The 18,250-nt window shown below is 58.0% G+C and carries 17 protein-coding genes and 5 pseudogenes; 13 read left to right on the top strand and 9 right to left on the bottom strand.

Annotated features, from left to right (window positions below; all coding sequences use genetic code 11):
• Positions 1–187: 187 nt before the first annotated feature.
• Together AC1Q6Z_RS34435 and AC1Q6Z_RS34430 are read right to left on the bottom strand one after the other, a co-directional pair.
• A pseudogene (locus AC1Q6Z_RS34435) lies at positions 188–543 on the bottom strand (transposase); the annotation flags it as partial.
• Positions 506–678 (bottom strand): annotated as a pseudogene (locus AC1Q6Z_RS34430) (PHP domain-containing protein); the annotation flags it as partial. The pseudogenes AC1Q6Z_RS34430 and AC1Q6Z_RS34435, both read right to left, overlap by 38 nt.
• 31 nt (positions 679–709) lie before the next feature.
• Here AC1Q6Z_RS34430 and AC1Q6Z_RS34425 point away from each other — a divergent pair.
• Positions 710–802, top strand: coding sequence for a hypothetical protein (locus AC1Q6Z_RS34425; RefSeq protein WP_244487770.1), 93 nt, complete (start codon positions 710–712; stop codon positions 800–802).
• 265 nt (positions 803–1,067) lie between these two features.
• On the opposite strand, the pseudogene AC1Q6Z_RS34420 reads toward AC1Q6Z_RS34425, so the two are convergent.
• Positions 1,068–1,398, bottom strand: a pseudogene (locus tag AC1Q6Z_RS34420) (IS3 family transposase); the annotation flags it as partial.
• Between the two features lie 274 nt (positions 1,399–1,672).
• Here AC1Q6Z_RS34420 and AC1Q6Z_RS34415 point away from each other — a divergent pair.
• From AC1Q6Z_RS34415 to AC1Q6Z_RS34400, 4 genes are all read left to right on the top strand, one after another.
• Complete coding sequence (locus AC1Q6Z_RS34415; protein ID WP_036588668.1) at positions 1,673–3,325, top strand: FAD-binding oxidoreductase; 1,653 nt, start codon at positions 1,673–1,675, stop codon at positions 3,323–3,325.
• A gap of 13 nt (positions 3,326–3,338) precedes the next feature.
• On the top strand, positions 3,339–4,028 hold the full coding sequence (locus AC1Q6Z_RS34410) for a glutathione S-transferase N-terminal domain-containing protein (RefSeq protein ID WP_036588669.1): 690 nt from the start codon (positions 3,339–3,341) through the stop codon (positions 4,026–4,028).
• Between the two features lie 214 nt (positions 4,029–4,242).
• Complete coding sequence (locus AC1Q6Z_RS34405; RefSeq protein ID WP_244487769.1) at positions 4,243–5,868, top strand: class I adenylate-forming enzyme family protein; 1,626 nt, start codon at positions 4,243–4,245, stop codon at positions 5,866–5,868.
• A 64-nt stretch (positions 5,869–5,932) separates the two neighbouring features.
• Positions 5,933–7,369, top strand: coding sequence for an aldehyde dehydrogenase family protein (locus tag AC1Q6Z_RS34400; RefSeq protein WP_036588670.1), 1,437 nt, complete (start codon positions 5,933–5,935; stop codon positions 7,367–7,369).
• 212 nt (positions 7,370–7,581) lie between these two features.
• On the opposite strand, the pseudogene AC1Q6Z_RS34395 reads toward AC1Q6Z_RS34400, so the two are convergent.
• From AC1Q6Z_RS34395 to AC1Q6Z_RS34370, 6 genes and pseudogenes are all read right to left on the bottom strand, one after another.
• Positions 7,582–7,893, bottom strand: a pseudogene (locus tag AC1Q6Z_RS34395) (transposase); the annotation flags it as partial.
• Between the two features lie 226 nt (positions 7,894–8,119).
• A pseudogene (locus AC1Q6Z_RS34390) lies at positions 8,120–8,367 on the bottom strand (WGR domain-containing protein); the annotation flags it as partial.
• Between the two features lie 381 nt (positions 8,368–8,748).
• The gene (locus AC1Q6Z_RS34385; protein WP_492650653.1) at positions 8,749–9,234 is read right to left on the bottom strand and encodes a helix-turn-helix transcriptional regulator; all 486 of its coding nucleotides are present in this window, start codon (positions 9,232–9,234) and stop codon (positions 8,749–8,751) included.
• 239 nt (positions 9,235–9,473) lie between these two features.
• Positions 9,474–9,866, bottom strand: coding sequence for a hypothetical protein (locus tag AC1Q6Z_RS34380; protein WP_492650651.1), 393 nt, complete (start codon positions 9,864–9,866; stop codon positions 9,474–9,476).
• Between the two features lie 3 nt (positions 9,867–9,869).
• Positions 9,870–10,307 (bottom strand): hypothetical protein, encoded by a 438-nt coding sequence (locus AC1Q6Z_RS34375; protein WP_492650650.1) that lies wholly within the window; start codon positions 10,305–10,307, stop codon positions 9,870–9,872.
• Entirely contained in the window at positions 10,300–11,013 is a 714-nt protein-coding gene (locus AC1Q6Z_RS34370; protein WP_492650649.1) for a ParA family protein, read from the bottom strand. The genes AC1Q6Z_RS34375 and AC1Q6Z_RS34370 overlap by 8 nt, the downstream gene beginning before the upstream one ends.
• Positions 11,014–11,731: 718 nt before the next feature.
• Here AC1Q6Z_RS34370 and AC1Q6Z_RS34365 point away from each other — a divergent pair.
• The 8 genes from AC1Q6Z_RS34365 to AC1Q6Z_RS34330 all read left to right on the top strand — a co-directional run bounded on the left by AC1Q6Z_RS34365 (position 11,732) and on the right by AC1Q6Z_RS34330 (position 18,196).
• Positions 11,732–12,133 (top strand): DUF6290 family protein, encoded by a 402-nt coding sequence (locus tag AC1Q6Z_RS34365; RefSeq protein ID WP_077548358.1) that lies wholly within the window; start codon positions 11,732–11,734, stop codon positions 12,131–12,133.
• 3 nt (positions 12,134–12,136) lie between these two features.
• Positions 12,137–14,581, top strand: coding sequence for a conjugal transfer protein TraA (locus tag AC1Q6Z_RS34360; RefSeq protein ID WP_492650648.1), 2,445 nt, complete (start codon positions 12,137–12,139; stop codon positions 14,579–14,581).
• 6 nt (positions 14,582–14,587) lie between these two features.
• The gene (locus AC1Q6Z_RS34355) at positions 14,588–14,800 is read left to right on the top strand and encodes a hypothetical protein (protein ID WP_492650647.1); all 213 of its coding nucleotides are present in this window, start codon (positions 14,588–14,590) and stop codon (positions 14,798–14,800) included.
• A gap of 290 nt (positions 14,801–15,090) precedes the next feature.
• Positions 15,091–15,555 (top strand): Imm26 family immunity protein, encoded by a 465-nt coding sequence (locus tag AC1Q6Z_RS34350; RefSeq protein ID WP_492650646.1) that lies wholly within the window; start codon positions 15,091–15,093, stop codon positions 15,553–15,555.
• Positions 15,479–16,216, top strand: coding sequence for an SDR family oxidoreductase (locus AC1Q6Z_RS34345; RefSeq protein ID WP_492650645.1), 738 nt, complete (start codon positions 15,479–15,481; stop codon positions 16,214–16,216). Before AC1Q6Z_RS34350 ends, AC1Q6Z_RS34345 begins: the two co-directional genes overlap by 77 nt.
• Positions 16,217–16,242: 26 nt before the next feature.
• Positions 16,243–16,842, top strand: a complete 600-nt coding sequence (locus tag AC1Q6Z_RS34340; RefSeq protein ID WP_492650644.1) for an NADPH-dependent F420 reductase — start codon at positions 16,243–16,245, stop codon at positions 16,840–16,842.
• 189 nt (positions 16,843–17,031) lie between these two features.
• Complete coding sequence (locus AC1Q6Z_RS34335; RefSeq protein ID WP_492650643.1) at positions 17,032–17,688, top strand: HAD family hydrolase; 657 nt, start codon at positions 17,032–17,034, stop codon at positions 17,686–17,688.
• A gap of 19 nt (positions 17,689–17,707) precedes the next feature.
• Positions 17,708–18,196: a GNAT family N-acetyltransferase gene (locus tag AC1Q6Z_RS34330; protein WP_492650642.1), complete on the top strand. Its 489-nt coding sequence runs from the start codon at positions 17,708–17,710 to the stop codon at positions 18,194–18,196.
• The last annotated feature ends 54 nt before the right edge of the window (positions 18,197–18,250 follow it).

Below are 18,250 nucleotides of genomic sequence, written 5' to 3'. Positions count from 1 at the left end.
CGGGCAATCCATCACCTGCCTCCACGCAAAATCACCCCCATAGCAGAATCTCAAAAGCGTTCCGTGTAAACACTCCCTCCGCCTAAGGGGACGGGCCGCCGAAAAATGGCCATCACTCCGTGACGACCCCGTCGGCATAATTCGGGAATTTTACTTCGGCACTTTTGGGGAAATTTGCGGCGGCATTGACAATCAGTTGCACGCCGCTCAAGCCGCGGTCGGTGGCGCAAGACGCCGACCAGCCGGACTTGTCCTCCTTGGCGCCTTCGCAGATGCCGGTAACCCTCGGAATTGACGGCGCTGGCCACCGGCAGCGAGACGTTGCGCACCTCGCCCGCCCAGGTCCGCTTCATCACGATGCCGTCGAGATAGAGATAGGGGTGATCGCCCTCGATCGGCGCGGTTTCGCCATTCCTCGATCTTCTCGACCCGCGTGCCTCACAGCGCCTCGGTGATGTCCTCCACGCGCCGCACCGAGACACCGGCCAGATACATCTCGATCAGCTGCCTCTTCGAGATATTGATAGACGAGCTCTTCGAGCGAGTACCTGCAGTGCTCTACGATCTCGATCGTCCGCGCCAAAGCTTCCGTGTAAAGGGGGGAAAGAGCCGCGCCATTTCTTCCGGCGGCTTCATATAACGGTCGGCGTGCCGCTCGCGCTCAAAGCCGACATCGCTGAATGCGCTGCTCGACGCGGAGGCGGACCGCTTGTGTGGCGCAGGGCGCTATGAACGCAATGAAGGCAGCCAGGACACGCGGGCCGGCAGCTACGAGCGGGCACTGCACAGGCCGGCGAGGTGACGCTGAAGGTGCCGAAGCTGCGCCGCCAGATTTTCGAGACGGCCATCATCGAGCCGCCTCTCGACCGAACTCTCACTCCGTCGATAGCGCCTCCTCGACCGTCCCGCGCACCATCGCGGCAAGGTGATCCTTGATTTGCGCTTCGTCGATCCGGATCACCTCACCCACGCCCGCATCCTTTTCGTAATCCATCCTTGCGCTCCTTCCGTCACTGTAGAAGAAGCCGTCAAATCTGAAAGTGCGAAAGATTCTTCACGTTATCGCATCGGCCGTCGGTAAGCTGGTCCGACACGAAGTCCAGCTCTCGTCGGGGCGCAGCGGCACCAGCATCGGCGCCCTGCTGCTGATCGCCCGCTTGCGGTCGCCACGCCTGCGCCACCGGTGAACTTCTCCTATCCGTAGAGCCGGAACAATTTCTTGCGGTTCACGACGAGCCCTTACCGCCTCAGCATCACGAGGAGTCGCCGTAACCGAACCCTCCTGCGCTATCGCCTTCATCCTCCCGCGAACGTCGCGGTCGTCGGGACGGCTGGTCTGTAGCGAACCGTCATGCGGCGGCAGCCGATGTCTTTACACGCCCGCCGTTCGCTCATCCCGAAGGCAAGTTCTGTTTGGAAGCCCGTCACTTTCAGCCCGTGGAGGGCTGTCCAATACCGGCCAAGGCGCGATCAACGTGTGCTACTGCCGAAAGGACCGTGCCGACCAGATACATCAAGGATAGCGATGGCGCAGTTCAGGGCGCGATCTACTCCAAAACCCATTGACTGCCAGAACTGGATATGCCAATTTGGTCGAACCAGATCGCGATGTTTCCCGAACGTATGCGCACCTGGATGGTTGGACGTTGAAAATCTCGAAGGAGGAAGCGCCGTGGCGAAGGAAAAGAGCGGCTACTATGGCACGCGTAGGAAATTCTGGACGTGGGGATATGAAGGGGAAGACAATTCCCAGGACGAAATCCGTATCATGCGAGAACGCGTGGAGCAGCGGCTCGGAATTAAGGATATCAAAGTTCTGTCAGACCCGACTCTCGATGAGATTGAACTTTACCCGTCGCGTATAAAGATCCCACGTACTCTGGAGGATTTCTGTACCTCTGAAAAATGGGACAGAATTGTTCATACGTACGGTAAGGGTTTCAAGGACATGACCCTTATCTACAGGCGCGATTTCAAAAAGGCCCCGGACGTCGTGGCCTATCCGCGCGACGAAGAAGACATCGCCGCCATCTTCGACTGGTGTGGGGAAAATGGCTATGCATGCATACCGTATGGCGGTGGTTCGAGCGTCACCGGCGGCTTCTGGGGCCCCGAGCGCGACGCCTTTCCCGGCGTCGTCGTCATCGACCTGGGCAACCTCAACCAGATTCTCGAAATCGACCCCGTGTCACGCTGCGCGCGGATACAGGCAGGCATTCTCGGGCCGGCTCTGGAAGAACAACTGAAGCCGCACGGTCTCACCCTGCGCCATATTCCCCAATCGTGGGAGTTCTCGTCGCTGGGCGGCTGGATCGCAACCCGCTCGTCCGGCCATTATGCGACCCATCTCACGCATATCGACGACATGGTGGAAAGCCTACGGGTGGTCACGCCAGCGGGAACGATCCAGAACCGCCGGCTGCCAGGCTCCGGTGCGGGACCCAATCCGGATCGCCTGTTCATCGGGTCGGAAGGCACGATGGGCATCATCACGGATGCGTGGATGCGTCTTCAGGGACGTGTGAAATTCCGTGCGAATGCCTCCATCTCCTTCAAGACGTTCTATGAGGGTGCCAAGGCCGTCCGTCAGATCACCCAAGCGGGACTGTTCCCGGCGAACTGCCGCTATCTGGACGAGCAGGACGCCAAATTCTACGGCGCCGGGGACGGCACCGATTCGGTCTTGCTGCTGGGCTTCGAATCCGCTGACCATCCGGTGGACGCATGGCTCGAGCGTGGTCTCGAAATCTGCAAGGACTTCGGTGGCGTCGTGAAGCAGCGCGCGGGAACTGCGGACAACGCGCTGGAGACCAGCCGCAGCGGGCCGCAAGGTAACTGGCGGCATCAGTTCAGATACTTGCCCCGGCTGATGCATACGCGCGCAGCGATGGGAATCGTCAGCTTCACGTTCGAAACCGCCTACACTTGGGATCGGTTCGAAGAAGTTGACACCGAGATCATGCGTCGCGTGAGGGCGGCCCAGAAGGAGCACCTTGGTGGCGGTATTGTCTGCCGCAGGTTTTCCTTCCTGTATCCGGACGGTCCCGCTCCGTACTATTCGATCATGGCTCCTTCGACACATGACAACAGCCTTGAAGCCTATTCGATGCTCCACGATGTGGCGTCGAATGCGCTAATTGAGCTCGGCGCAACCATCACGCACCATCATGCCGTAGGCAAGTCGTTCCGTCCTTGGTACGACAAGGAGGTCGATCCATTGTTCCGCCGTGTGCTGGCGGCTGCGAAAACCGAACTCGATCCAAATTGGATGTTGAACCCTGGCCTGCTTGTTGACAAGCCGGCAGGATTGAAGATCGTCGGATAGGGATTCTTCAGCGATGATTGATCTATACTTCTGGCCAACCCCCAACGGGTATAAAGCCGCTATAATGCTTGCAGAGTTGGACTTGGAGTACCGTGTAATTCCGGTTGATATAACGGCAGGAGAGCAGTTTAATCCGGACTTCCTGAAGATCAATCCAAACAACAAGGTGCCGGCCATCGTGGATCACGATGGCCCGCACAACAAACCTTATGCGGTTTTTGAATCCGCGGTTGTACTGATCTATCTTGCGGAAAAATCAGGAAAATTCCTTTCTCAGGATCCTGAAAAACGCTATGAAACGCTAAAGTGGCTTGTCTTCCAGAATTCGACAATGGGTCCAATGCTGGGCCAAGCACACCACTTCATGGTGTATGCGGATGAGAAGATAGATTACGCCATTGAACGTTACGACCGGGAAGTTGGTCGAATATACAACATTCTCGAAAAACGCCTTGGCCAACATGAATATCTTGCCGGCGAGTATTCGATCGCTGATATCAGCACATTCCCTTGGGTTCGCACCCGAAAATTGCATCGACGCGACTTGTCGGAGTACCCGAACATTGATCGATGGTACCAAGCGATCAAAGACCGTCCGGGGGTTCGGGCGGGCATAGATACGTTGTCCGACAGCAAACGATGGGAAGCTAAGCCGGGCACCGAGGCTTGGAAGAACATGTTCGGAAAGAACGGAAGCTCGTAACAATCACACAAATCCTCCCAGGCGTCAGGCGCGGCGATCTGTTCGTCGCGCCTGCGCCGCGTAGCGGCACTTAAGGCAGCGGTTCTCCCTGCGGGGGCTAGCTCAGGATCTTGAACAATTCTGAGCGACCGTAAAGCCGTTTGAAGTCACCTACTATATCGGGCCACGAATCCGGCTGATGGATTGATTATCTACTTGACAGCCGAGGGATTGGATGACCAAATTGGATATACCAATAGCCGCGCTGAAACTATCAGGATCTGGGGAAATTGAGATGGATTTTTCGGCCGAACTGCCTCGTCGCATTCATATGATCTTGGAGGAAGGCGCGACGTTCGGTGAGTCCCGCGTCGCCTTTACAGACGAAAACGGGATTGATTGGTCCTACCGCCGGCTGATTGACACTGTCGAAGCTGTCTCTAGTGAACTGCGGGAACTAGGGATTCGGCCGGGTGATCGGATGATGATCGTTTGCGAAAACTCGATCGGGGCTATCGTTCTAATGTACGCTGCTAGCCGGTTGGATGCATGGGCGGTGCTAGCGAACGCCCGGCTCAGCAAGCATGAACTTGCTCTTATAGAAGAGGATTGCCAGCCGCGGCGTATATTTCGCACCCATCCCAACGTGTCTGCAACAGATGCGGGTGACGATAATGCTGATGTGCGGCTCTTTACTGGCATTGGCGCCGTGACGATCGGTCCGTTAAATGAGAACAGCGCGCCGGAAGAAGTACACGAAGGATCCGCAGAGCAAGTCGCCGTTCTAGTCTACACTACTGGAACCACGGGGCGCCCCAAGGGGGTTATGCTGAGCCATCGCAATCTGACTTTCGTCTCAAGCAGGGGAAGACGAACACAAACTCTTTCTCGCGACGATGTCGCCTTGTGTGTCATGCCGATATCTCATTCGTACGGGCTCGTGTTGATGCAAGGCATGTTGTACGCCGGCGCGCGCATGAAAATTATGCCGCGATTTTCATTACAAGAAGCGCTGGATGCTGTTCGCAGCGGAGAGCTGACGATTTTCAACGCCGTTCCTGCCATGCTGACCCGGGTGGTGGCACATGTCGAACAGACTGGGGAAAAGCTCACGCCTAACAACCTCCGGTACGCCTACACGGGCACCGCGCCGCTCGATCTGTCTTTGCGTAAGAATGTCGAACGGCTGTTCGGCGTAGTTCTGCAAAACGGATACGGATTGACGGAAACATCGCCGACGATCAGCCGGTCGCGTTATTCGATGGGTAGCGACGAGGTCAACATTGGTCCACCGATACAAGGGGTTGAGATCAGGATCGTCGGACCTGACGGTCTGGATGTCCCAGAGGGCCAGCCGGGAGAATTGCTAGTTAGAGGTCCCAATGTGATGTTGGGATACTATCGCCAACCGAAAGCGACCGCCGAAGTTATTGACGAGGACGGCTATCTTCATACTGGCGATATCGTCAGCCGCAACGATCGGGGCGAATTAGTCATTCAAGGTCGATCGAAGGAATTGATCATTCGCTCTGGCTTCAATGTCTATCCTCCGGAAGTCGAAGCCGCCCTAAATGCGCATCCCAGCATTCTTAACTCCGCCGTGGTCGGTCGTCCTGTTGAGGGAAATGAGGAAATTATAGCCTTCGTGGAAATGTTACCTGAAAGGCGTTGCGAGACGGATGACATTAAGTCCTTTCTGAAAAGCCGTCTTGCCCAGTACAAGTTGCCGCAGCAGATTATTGTTATGCAAAATTTGCCGATCGCTCCGAATGGAAAGATAAAGAAGAACGACTTGAAAAAATACTTGGATAATTTGAGCGATCCGATGGTCACGTGCTTCCGAGAACGCTCTGGGTCATGAGTCCGGAGCCTCCCCGACATGGTCCGCAATCCCGTAAAACTCGATATGGAGAACCCGCCCCGCCATGACCACCTTGCATGCTAACCTGATTGATGGAGCTTGGGTCGAAGGCGAAGCCGCGCCCAACATTAACCCCTCCAACACCAACGACATCGTCGGCACCTATGCGCGCGCTACGCGAGCAGACGCCCAAGCTGCGATCGCCGCCGCCAAGCGTACATTCCCGAAATGGTCGCGCACGAGCCCCTTGGAGCGCCACGCCGTTTTGCGCAAGGCGGCCGACGAAATTCTCGCCCGCAAGGACGAACTCGGTCGACTTTTGTCGCGCGAGGAAGGCAAATCACTGGCCGAGGGGGTCGGCGAAACGATTCGTGCGGCCCAAGTCTTCGATTTCTTCGCGGGCGAAACGCTCCGGCTGGCCGGCGAAACGTTGCCCTCTGTGCGTCCGGGCGTCGGAGTGGACGTGACGCGTGAGCCGGTCGGCGTAATCGCCATCATCACGCCGTGGAACTTCCCAATCGCCATTCCGGCGTGGAAAATCGCGCCGGCGCTTTGCTACGGCAACACCGCAGTATTCAAGCCGGCTGATCTCACTCCCGGCTGCGCTTGGGAGATCGTTGATATTCTGCACCGCGCAGGCCTGCCAAAGGGTGTACTCAATCTCGTAATGGGCCGTGGTTCAGTCGTCGGCCAGACAATGCTCGATAGCCCCGACATAGATGCTATAAGCTTCACCGGCTCGCTGGAGATCGGTCGGCGCGTGGCGGCTTCCTGCGTCGAATATGGCAGGAAGTTCCAACTCGAGATGGGCGGCAAGAATCCGCTGGTCGTGCTCGATGATGCGGACCTCGATGTGGCGGTCGACTGCGCCGTCAACGGTGCATTCTTCTTGACTGGCCAGCGCTGCACGGCTTCCTCACGGCTGATCGTCACTGAAAACATTCACGATCGCTTCGTCTCGGCAGTCACCGAAAAGCTTAAGAGCCTCGTCATCGACGACGCGCTCAAGGCGGGGACGCAGATCGGTCCGGTAGTGGACGAGAATCAACTCAGCCAGGACGAGAAGTATATCGCCATTGGCCGTGAGGAGGGCGCTAAGCTGGTGTGTGGTGGCGAAAGGCTGAACCGTGAGACGCCCGGCTTCTACTTGCAGCCCGCCCTGTTCACTGAGGCGACCAACAATATGCGCATCAGCCGCGAAGAGATTTTCGGTCCCGTCGCGGCGGTAATTCGCGTCAAGGATTATGAAGAGGCGCTGGAGACCGCAAACGACACGCCATTCGGCCTATCCTCAGGGATCTGCACCGCCAGCCTGAAACACGCGACGCACTATAAGCGCAATGCCGAGGCCGGCATGATATTTGTCAATCTGCCCACTGGCGGCGTCGACTTTCATGTACCGTTCGGCGGTCGCAAGGGATCGAGCTTCGGGCCCCGCGAGCAGGGCCGTTACGCCGCGGAGTTCTACACGACAGTGAAAACGGCCTACACGCTGGCCTGAAACAGCCTGATGCCGGTCCGCCTACCAGCCCCGGGGGTCCCAATGGCGCGCCGGCTTCGTCCATGCCGGCGACCGCGGCAAGAACGATCCCTCCGGGGCTGTGAGCGTGTGAGCTCGCTCTATGTAGTGGCACCATGCCTCGTTCGACCCGTGCGAGTGACTAGTAATACGTGCTCACACTGGTGTCGCTTGGCAGTTAAAAGGGGTCTTCCTCACTTCGTGTGGTGGCGATTTTGGTCGAGTGGCAGCATGCGTGCCCTGAGCAGCTCCGGGCCAGCTCTGCCATACATCGCACGCTTGATTGTGTTCAGGCGGTTGATTTGGCCCCCCGCCTGGCCGTTGCTCCACGACAGTTCGATGGGGTTGTAGACAGCGTCAAGATCGCGCTGCAGGACGCGTGCGAACCGCTCAATAGCGACCAAACCCGAGTTAACGGCATCGCCAATCCAGCTGTCGCGCTTGCCCGGATCGCGGCTGCGAAAGATTCCGCGGAAGCGCAGAGCAAGGCTGCGCATGGAAGCGAACTTATTTTTTGACGCCGAATAGCGAGATCGCAACACTGGCGTCGGGGCAAAGAAACCCGCTGACGTTACCTGCAGTGTCGTCGTGGTGTTACACTACTGAGGGGTGCGGCTATCTTTGAGCCAATCGGACGCGTCTGGCGTCAGCCCACCGCTCCACCGAACATGGCGACCCGCCGCATAGAGTCCGAACGAACTCAATATCAGGCAGGCACGCCTTCAGAGGCCAGGAGAGCGGTTGGGGCATGTAGCCGCGGACTCGCTTTTTGGCGAGCCAAGAAAGGAAGTGTTGATCGCTTGGAGGTCATCCGTAAACAAATCGATACGCTCCTGGCCGCGAGTACCGTCGCGACCCCAGCGACGAACCAGTGCGGAGCCGCCGAACAGATCCGGTTCGATCGACATGGCGTAAAAACGTGCCATGTTTTTAGTGGTGTCGATTCGCTGAACATACAGGCGGAACCGGTGCTGGGTCATGCCCCCAAGATTCGTCGCGCGAGGTTCAGCTGTCCAACAGCATGTACGAATCTTTGATCGCCAACCATGAATTTGATGCGACGCTCGAGGCCGGCTGCACTCCGCTGCACGAATCCCTTCTTGCGCAGCGTTGCGGCGTGCGTGATGCCGCTTCGTCGCGTTGGGCGAACTTATTGGGCCTGCAAAGACGACCCGAGTAGAAGAGTTCCGGCTCACTCCCGTTTTCCACTCCGCCCAAAGGGGCGGAGCGAAGCAGGCGGAGGCCTGAACGCGCCTTCACATTGCGCCGAAGAGAAGGTCGGAGCCTGTGGTAAACGGGAGTGGGGCGGCTGCCGCTTTTCACCGCCTCCCGCCCTGACTTGCAAAGGAGGACTGCGCCGCCTAGCGGCCTTCGCTCGTGCTGGTGGCGACAGCGTCGGCCGCTGGTTCGCCTGGGGTCATGCGTCTCAGAAGCCGGATCAGATCGCGCATGGTGTCTTGAGGCAATTGTTCGACGAGCTTCATCAATGTCAGGCGGTCTTCTGCTTCTTCAAGCGTCTTGCCCCACAAGTGCGGCGCTATGTCAACAATCACATCGAGAGGCATAAAGCCCATGATCTCACAGAGATGTATCAGGCGCGGGATCGACAACCGAGCTTCTGAGCCTCGCTCGTACCTCCCGTAAACAGATACGGAGAGTCCTAGCAAATGCGCTAAATCGGCGCGGGAGATACCCTTGGCTTCGCGCGTTTTCTTGAGCCAGGCCGAGATCTTTTCGTCCATCTCCTTTGCGGTAAGGGTGCCGTCGAAACCCGGCTGGCGGAAGACCGGCCTGTCAAATTCCGGATCGGTTATTTCAACCAAACCCCGCGCGCTCATTAAACTCATTGCCTCAGTCACGGACCTTACCCTTTTTTTCGATTCCGCCGCTCAGCGGGTACTATGCACCGCATTGAAGCATTTAGGAGCAGACACCTCCGAAGAATCACAGCGCATTCCCCACTTTTTTAGGGGAAATTTCGCTCGCGGGCTCCTCTTGAGGCGGTGAAACAAAATGCTTCAGGACGCGCCCCAGCATTCGGGCAACAAATTCGGCTGTAAAGATGGTGAAGCGGCCGAGAACAGCCTTAGCGATTCTTTGCCGCTATCATCTTCCAATCGCCGCCTTCCTCTTGAAAAACCCCTTCAATTTGCGTTTCGCCGTCGATCCACTTGAGTTGCGCGGAAAGCTCGCAAGCGATCTCCTGATCTGCAATTTGCATGCAACGCTTGACGCTGACGGTGGATCCGTCGCCATGCCTATTTAGATCCCATTTGGATAATGCAAATAGCTGGGCCTTGGCCTGATCGTCTGTCGGCCACGTACCCCTTTCGGGTACGGCTGTGGCTTCATTCATTTGAGGCAAAATGCTCCCGGAAACGTTCCCCATGCCGACCGTCGGACGGCTGAGATAAGGAGCAACATACACGCCGAGGACGCAACCAACGGCCACGCCAAGAAGAAAGCCGCGACCTAACATCGATCAGTAGCCGTTATCCTTTAGGAACTGATCGATCGCGGCCTTCATGATGACTGTCATTTTGACGTCGTTCTCGAGGGCGGCCTTTTGCAGCCGCGTCTTCGTGTCGTAATCCAGCGGGCAGTTGACGTAGTGCTTGGATTCTCGATCGCGTGCCCTTTTCAGGTCGCGCAAGCGAATTCTCGAATCTTCGCGCTGCAATGCTCTTGTGGTCGCCCGTTCTCGCCGAGCTTCTTCCGTCGGGGCGATCAGACGGTTGACCGGCTTATCAGCCTCAGTCCTGACAGGCGCGGCGTCTTGAGCCTGATCTGCATTCCTCGGTTCCGTCGGCAGCTCAGCCGCCTCGGTCCCGGAGGCTGGCTGCGTCGCGGATTGCTCGAATGGACGGCTGCGACGCGGCGCGACTGCGAAGTCGGAAACTGTCGTTTGGCCCTTAGGCATTCGCTGCTACCTCTTTCCTGCTTGCCAAAAACGTATCGATCTCCCGAACCAGGCTCATCACTTCCGCCCTCGCTTTTTTCACCGGCTCCGTCAGATCGAGCATTTGCACGGTGCCATAGCCATTTCGAATTTCGCGATAGCAATTTCGCTCCATTAGCTCCGTTTTGAGCAGATAGGAGTCGTAGCCCCCTTCCTGCAGGTTCTGCACGAAGGGCCTGATCAGGCGGTAGGCCTCCAGTAGCTTCGCCGGCATGGTGATCCTGGTGACGAGGTTGGCGTGAGGAATTTCCCTCCCTATCTTGTCGGAAATATCGGCCGTGTCAGCCGCCGCCTGTCCGGCCGCCTTGATCTCGTCCTGATTCGGCTGGATCGGGGTCAGCACAATATCGGATCCGGCGATGATCGTGTCCCTTAGAACCGTATCCTGGCCGGGGGAGTCCATCAAAACGACATCGAACTTGCTCGCCTCGTTTTCCAGGAGTTGCTGAACGGTCGTTTGACGGGCAGCGGTCATAAGCTCGATGTTGTCAGGCAGGTTGTCCTTCGCCTCACAGCGCTTCCACCATTCCTGCAGATTTTGGCGGCCGTCTGCGTCGATGAGGAGCACACGCTTTCCCTGCAACGCATATTCCCCGGCGATCAAGATTACTGCTGTCGTCTTCCCGGCCCCACCTTTGCCGCTCACGGCAGAAATAAATTGTGGCAAACGCCGCAACTCCCTTTGTGTTGGTCCAAAGTCATTCGGAGTTCGCAGCGTACTCGCGCGGAGATTCCACGTCGCACGTGCACACGATGCGAACAATTGCTCATACGATGAGGAATCATCGCACTACCACACCGTGCAGTCAATCGAACCATCTAAACCACGCCTATATGATGTGAACAATTTTCCCCACGATGGGAAACCATTTCATACTTGGCAGACAAACACATGATGTGCAAAGCGCGTGCTGCTAACTCGTGTGAAATATCAACACGACATAGGCATGTGACTACCGGAGGCGCAGCCTAACTCATTGTCTGCCCTCGTTGTCAGGGCGATCCTGGTGCGGCGTCGTCCAGAACGCGCCGCCAGATTAGTGAACCCCGGAGCCGCGTAAGGCCGGCTTTGACGCTCGCACGGAAGCCGCAAGGGCAAAGAGCGGAGCGTCCCTTGCGGCTGAGTACGAGGGGCAGACAAAGGCCTTCAAAAGCGGATTTCGGAGGTGAACCCTGGTGAGCGTTCCCTCGTTCTGTGACCGGGGCGAATTCTCGGTCCGCAAGCGGAGGCCGAGCGCAGCGAGGGGCAGCTCGAAGTTGTTTCGTTGAACCCCTTACTATTTGGAGAGGCAGGATACGGAAAAATGTGCTACGCCCTTTTCCTACAATCGAGGGACGAACCCTCGATCATCTGACGCAAGCGCCAGTAGGGGGCCAACGCCCATATGGATGACGTGAAATTCAATGCTCCTCTGGAGCTGGCGAAGAAGGATCGCACTGTTCATGTTCGCGTGTCGGGTGACGAACATGCGGCGATCGAGAAGGCCGCCGAGCATGCCGGCATGACGGTGTCCAGCTTTTTCCGGTCGCTGCTACTGGAGGGGGCGGGGGTTCGGCCGATGTTGACCGGCGAAGACCGCCTAATCATGGCGGCTCTGCTCGAAGACATGAGGATGATCGGGATCAATCTGAACCAGGTTGCGAGGGCGCTCAACAGCGGACGGGGTGTCCACCCAAGCGAGTTGGACATCAACCTTGAGAACGTGCAGCGGGTTCAAGCGGCCGTGATGAGCGAGTTACGTGCTCTGACGCGGCGAGCTGGTTATCAGCGTCGAGGGGAGAAGTAACCTTTGGAAATCTTCTTCGGCGCATTCACCAGCGAATGGGAGCAGCGGCGCGCAGCGCTGCTGCACGAAATGTCGTCTGGCGGGCGGGGCGCTTCGGCTGAAGAAGAGATGCGAAAGCGCCTGAAGCAGTTGGCTCAACTCGGCGCTGCAGGTGGCGGCGGAGGATCAAGCGGGGCTTCCGGTGCTCGTGGATCCGCATCGAAGGGCAGGGGGGCTCATCGAGCGCAGGTAACGTCGGCGACAACGGTTGCCCGACCCATGGAGGCGCGGCTAGCGGCCGTCGCAAAGGGAAGCCAGCCAGCAGTCGTCAAAATGGCGTCTTATGGCGGCGGTGCTCGGGTCGGGGCGATGCTGAATTATGTGTCGCGTGGCGGCGAGCTGAAGGTGGAGAATGAAAGCGGCAGGATCCTCGAGGGGCGAGAGGAATTGGCGCGCATCCGTGGCGATTGGGACCATCTTTTCCAGAACCGCGCGGAAAGCCGCGACATTGGGAGTTTTTCCGTCGAAATCGCGGCGTCCGGCTTTGCATCGGACGAGGCATTGCACGAGCAGGTAAGGAGCACCCTGACGAGCGGCTTTGGCGACCGGCGCTATGCCTATGCGATCGCGAAAAATGAGGGCGGCTCCGTGACCGTTCAGGGGCTTGTCGTATTGCGAAGCGGGCAGGGGGAGCGGCTGACGGGCGACGCGAAGGCGGCCGGCATCATCCAAGGCCGATATGATATCAGCTCTGCCGCGGGCGAGGCTGCGGCGAAGTTCTCCTTTCATAGCTACGGAAATGGCGTCGAGTTCGGCGCCAGCCGCTTGCGCGGCCTCGTCGATCGGCATGACGTCGTTCGCGACGATCGCGGCCGGCCGATAGGGAATGAGAAGGTCGCAGGCGAGCTGGTACAGAAGGAATGGCGCAGCGAGCTCCACAGTCGCAGGAGCCGTGACGTGATGCACGTCATTATGTCGGCTCGGGCCGGAACCGATGTTGCCGCATTCGAAGGCGCGGTGCGCGACTTCCTGGCGCATCAATTTGCCGGGCATCGATATGTCTTCGCAATGCACGATCCGGCGAGCGATCCGAAAGAGGCAGGGGAGGGAGGTAAGCGTCCGCATGTGCATGCTCATGCCATCGTGGCAATGAAATCGGATTCCGGTGATCGCATCGAGACGACGCCTGCCGTGTTTCGCGAATGGCGATCCGTCATGGCAGAGAAGGCGCGGGAGCACGGCATTGAGATGGAAATGACCGACCGGCGCGAGTTTGCCAGCCCGCCGGCATTCACACGCACCCAGGTCCGTCCGGTGAGCCGCGAAGGTCGCACAGAGCATGTCGGGACGAGCGAGGCTGCGCAGGCGCGATACGACGCCAAGCGTAGCGGCCGACGCACGTTCGCGAAGAGCGATCGGAGCCGGCAGTACATCATAGAGGCGCATGAATCGTGGCAGAAGGTCGTTCTGGCGGGTGGTGATCGTCAGACTGTGGCCTATGCTACGCAGCATCAAAAGTGTTTAGAAGCAAGCATTTCGACAGCGCAGACGGAAGCGAGCGGCACTGTCATACGCGCGAATTTTGGATCGAACTTCCGCATCAATTTGGCTACATTGCAAGAGATGGTTTTGGAGGGTCAGGAATTGCGCGAAATGTCACGAGCAGAGTTTGAGACTTACGAGAAGAAGGTCGAGACGGCCTTGTTCAAGTTGGAGCGGTCGGTCTCGGCAGACGATCGGGCGGACTTTAACGAGATAGCCGGCCTGGCCCGAGATTTCGTGAATCAGAAGCGTGAGCTGGTGGACCTTTACGAGCAGCGCAAAGAGGCGTTGGCGGAGCAAGGTGGCGAAGCGCCTCGCAGCGAGCCGAGTGACCTGGCCAACGACGAGTGGGACGCTGCGGTCGCCAAGCACGGCGAGGCTGTTGTTGAGGCCGGCAACGAGGCCATGATCGAACTCGATCACTACCGAGAGGGACTTGATCCGATCGAGGCCGACGAGTTTTCGGCCGACCGCAAAGACGGGATGCAAGCCGGCCTTCAGCAGGCGATGGAAAGGGCTGCGCAGTTGACTGTCGAAGGAAACAGCTACCTAAGAGACGTTGCCAAGCAGGACCAGGATTTACGACAGGCCATCGATCGCGCGGAAAAACAAGCCGAGGTGCAGGGCCGACAGGATGACGGGCGCGCAGACGCCATTAAGGCAGTGCAAACGGTCATAGCCGAGCGGATCGACCGCCTGGAAGCAGAGCCCGACCTCGACGACACGCGCGAAGCTCACGAGTTGGCGTCCACGGTCGACGCTACAAATCGCCTACAAGATCGTCTAAATAAGGATAAGGAAGCGGCTGAGCGCAGCGGAGAAACGACACGGACAGACCCCGCACAACAGCATATTCCTCGTCTCGAGGAGCTGGAACGGGAACAGATGCAACAGAGGGAACGCGACCGCGACGAACGGGACCGTTAAGAGGCAATGCTCGACGATAACCGTCAACAATACGTCATTCAGAGCAACGATCCCAAAGGTGACGAGGGGTTCGGGAAGTTCTTGGGTGTGGTCATCGTTTTTGTGATGTTTCTAGGCTTCGTCCAATATGTCTATGACTCAGTGATGCACTGGTATCGTGACGCGATGGTTTGGCTAAACGACACGGCAAGCTATCTTGCCGGCTTCTGGCCCTTCTAAAGCTCAGTTGTTTTTTTTGAGGTCGGCGTAAATCGCGCCCGTCTTCGTGGCCGGACCTGACCTGCTTTTGAGGCTGCTCTTTCGCAGGTTGTGCAATCGGAGAGCCGCCCCGGTAGCGGCCGCAGTGGGATTTTACGTGTCGGTGGTAGGCAGTCGCTCGCTGCGGCCAGCACGAACGGCCGACATGCGGACTTTCGAGACGTTCGAATTGGCGGCTGGTAGGGCCGAGTTCGGCCCTTTGCGGGCTTCTCGGGACCCTCTAAACGTACTGCTGGAACAGCGAGGGCGCGATGGTGAGAGGCAGAAAGCAGAATCGAGGCGATATCGTTAGGATCGACATCGGAAACGGAAAGCAATTTCACGCAGTCGCCCTAACACATCCGCTCTTCGCCTTTCTCGACGGTGTTTTCGAACGTGAAGAACCGGTTCAAGACGTGCGAGATCGAGCGGTTCTCTTTAAGCTATGGGTGATGGACAGTGCTGCGAAGTCCGGGCGATGGCCCATCGTCGGAAAGGTTGACCTACCCACAGTGTCCGCCTTGGACGGCGCGGTGTTTTTCAAGCAAGATCGGATTTCAGGCAAATTATCAGCGTATGATGCCATTGCGAATGCCGAGTCCCCGCTCAGCCTTGAAGAGGCAGACTGCCTAGAATGCTGTGCTGTTTGGAGCCCCGAGCATGTCGAAGACAGACTTCGGGATCATCTGGACGGCGTCTCGAACAAGTGGTGGGCGTCAATGCGGCCCCGAAAATAGCGACGATCTACCTTGTCGGAACGTCTGGTGTTGGCGCACCTGTGCCGGTGACGTCGCGGTCGTGAAGGAAATCGAAAACGCAGGCGGTCGTGCCATCGCCATCCATGCCGACTCCGGTAATCCTGAATCCGTGCGTGCCGCGGTGGCCAAGCCGGAGGAGACCTTCGGCTCTCTCGACATCCTCGTCAACAATGCCGGTATCGCACTTGGTGGTCCGATCGAGGACATCAAGTTCGAAGACTACGAGCGCATGATTGCGGTCAACGTGACCGGCGTGTTCGTCGGTACGCAGGAGGCTGCACGCCGCATGAAATCGGGCGGTCGCATCATCCATATCGGTTCGTCCATGGTCCGCTATGCAGCCTTTCCTACAGCCTCTCTCTACACGCTGACCAAGGGAGCTGTCGCCGGCTTCAACCGCAGCCTCGTGCGCGATCTCGGTCCCAAGGGGATTACCGTGAACACCGTGCACCCTGGACCGACCGACACCGACATGAACCCGGATGGAGGTCCCGTCTCGAAGATCGTCGGCCCCGGTATGGCGATCGGCCGCTACGGCAAGGCCTACGAGGTCGCCAGTGTCGTGGCTTATCTCGCCAGCCCCGAGGCTGCTTTCGTAACCGGCGCTGACATCGTCGCCGATGGCGGCTTCACCGCCTGATCGGCGATCCAACCTGGAGACTACCCATGTCTATCGGCATCATTGGCGCCGGCGAGATCGGCTCCGCATTCGCCCGCGCGCTTGCGCGAAACAGTATCGCCGCAACGATCGCGAACAGTCGGGGTCCGGACACGCTTCGGGACTTCGTACGCGAACTGACACCACACATCACGGCAGGCACTGTCGAGGACGCGGCCAAGGCCGATCTCGTGCTGGTCGCCGTACCGTGGTCGAAGCTGCCAAAGGCATTGGCGGGTCTTCCTGATTGGGCCGGGCGCATCGTGATCGACGCCAACAACCCCATCGAGCGTCCGCTCTTCCAGCCAGCGGAACTCAATGGCCGCCTGTCCACGGAAGTGTTCGCTGACCTTGTGCCAGGCGCTCGTGTCGCAAAGGCGTTTAACCATCTCCCTCCGCATCTGCTCTCTGGTGATCCGCGCGCTGAAGGTGGAAGCCGCGTCCTCTTCTACTCGGGGGACGATGCGAGGTCGAAGGCCGAAGTTGGCGCACTGATCGCCAAGCTGGACTTCGCGGGGATCGATCTCGGTCCGGTCTCGGTCGGCGGAAAGCTCGTGCAGTTCCCAGGCGGTCCGCTCCCCGCACTCAACCTTGTGAAATTTGGATGAGAGAGATTTGCCGGGAGCGAGAACGCTTGCTTCCGGCTTTCCGCCTATTTAGACCGCTTTGGGTGGATCCCGGTCCTTGACGTCGTGGCCAAACAACGAGCGCTGTGCGCCTCGAAGCGGTCATCGAGACGTCATCCGGAGTCAGTACTTACGGCTTCTATAGCTTGGATAAAAACACGGAGCGTTAAGATGGTGCGTCCACTTGCTGTCATCTTCGACATGGACGGGCTTCTGTTCGATACAGAACGCCTGATACGCGAAGCATTGTTTACGGCATGTCTGGAAGTTGGTTACCAGATGACAGACGCGGTCCATCGCAGAATGGTAGGATGCCAATGGCCAATCATTGAAGGGCTGTTGACCTCCCATTTTGGTCAGCATTGCGAGACCGAGGTCCTGCGAGCGGCATGGGTGAGACAGTTTAAATCGCTATTGCCGAACCTGCAGATCAAACCGGGTGCGATTGGACTCTTGCAAACCTTGGATGAGTTGCGTCTACCACGCGCGATAGCGACTTCTTCAAACCACGATGATGCCCGCCATTATCTTGCGATGCACAACCTTACCGGTCGTTTCCATCAGATTATAGCATCGGGTGATTATTCAAGAAGTAAACCCTTTCCCGATCCATATTTGAAGGCCGCTCAGTTGCTCGGAGTCGACCCAGCGAGCTGTCTTGCACTGGAAGACTCTTACATTGGAGTGAGATCAGCGGCGGCGGCGGGGATGATGACAGTTATGGTACCCGACATCTTGGAGGCAGACGAGGAGATGAGGGGGCTTTGCGTATATATCGCGTCCGACCTGGATGAAGTCAGAGAACGGCTCATCTCAATGAGCGAATAATATCCTGGATTTTTGAAGCATGAATATCCCGGACCTTCCACCTGACCTGTCCTTCCCCAAACTCGGAACCTCCCCCGAAGACCAGGAGTTCGCATTTGAGGTGAAGCGTGCTGCGATAGGGCCATATATTATTCAACGATGGGGGTGGGACGACAACTTCCAGCGTGACGTGCACGACAGCCGGTATCGGGAGAAGCCATTCTATGTGGTGAGGAGGGGCGAAAAACGGCTTGGAACACTTTCGTTCCAAGTCCTGGCTGGCCACATCCAGTTCGGCGAGTTTTACCTATTCCCGATCTTTCAGCGGGAAGGCACCGGTGCGAAGATACTCGCCCATTGCCTAAAGCTGGCAGACAGTTTGGCCCTCTCAGTGAGATTGGAGCATCTACACTGGAATCCCGTACGCTCGCTGTATAAACGCCACGGGTTTGTAGACGTAGGCCGCTCTGATACTCATTGCTTTATGGAACGGCCCGTCGCAGTCAAACGGCCCGCATCCGACGGGTGAGCCGATGTTCATTCAAGCACTGTTTAGGGCGGCATCGCGCGCCCATATCGGCTA

The organism is Shinella sp. GW835-FHT14H05 (assembly GCF_058793575.1).
This window is presented reverse-complemented; position numbering and strand designations above follow the sequence as displayed.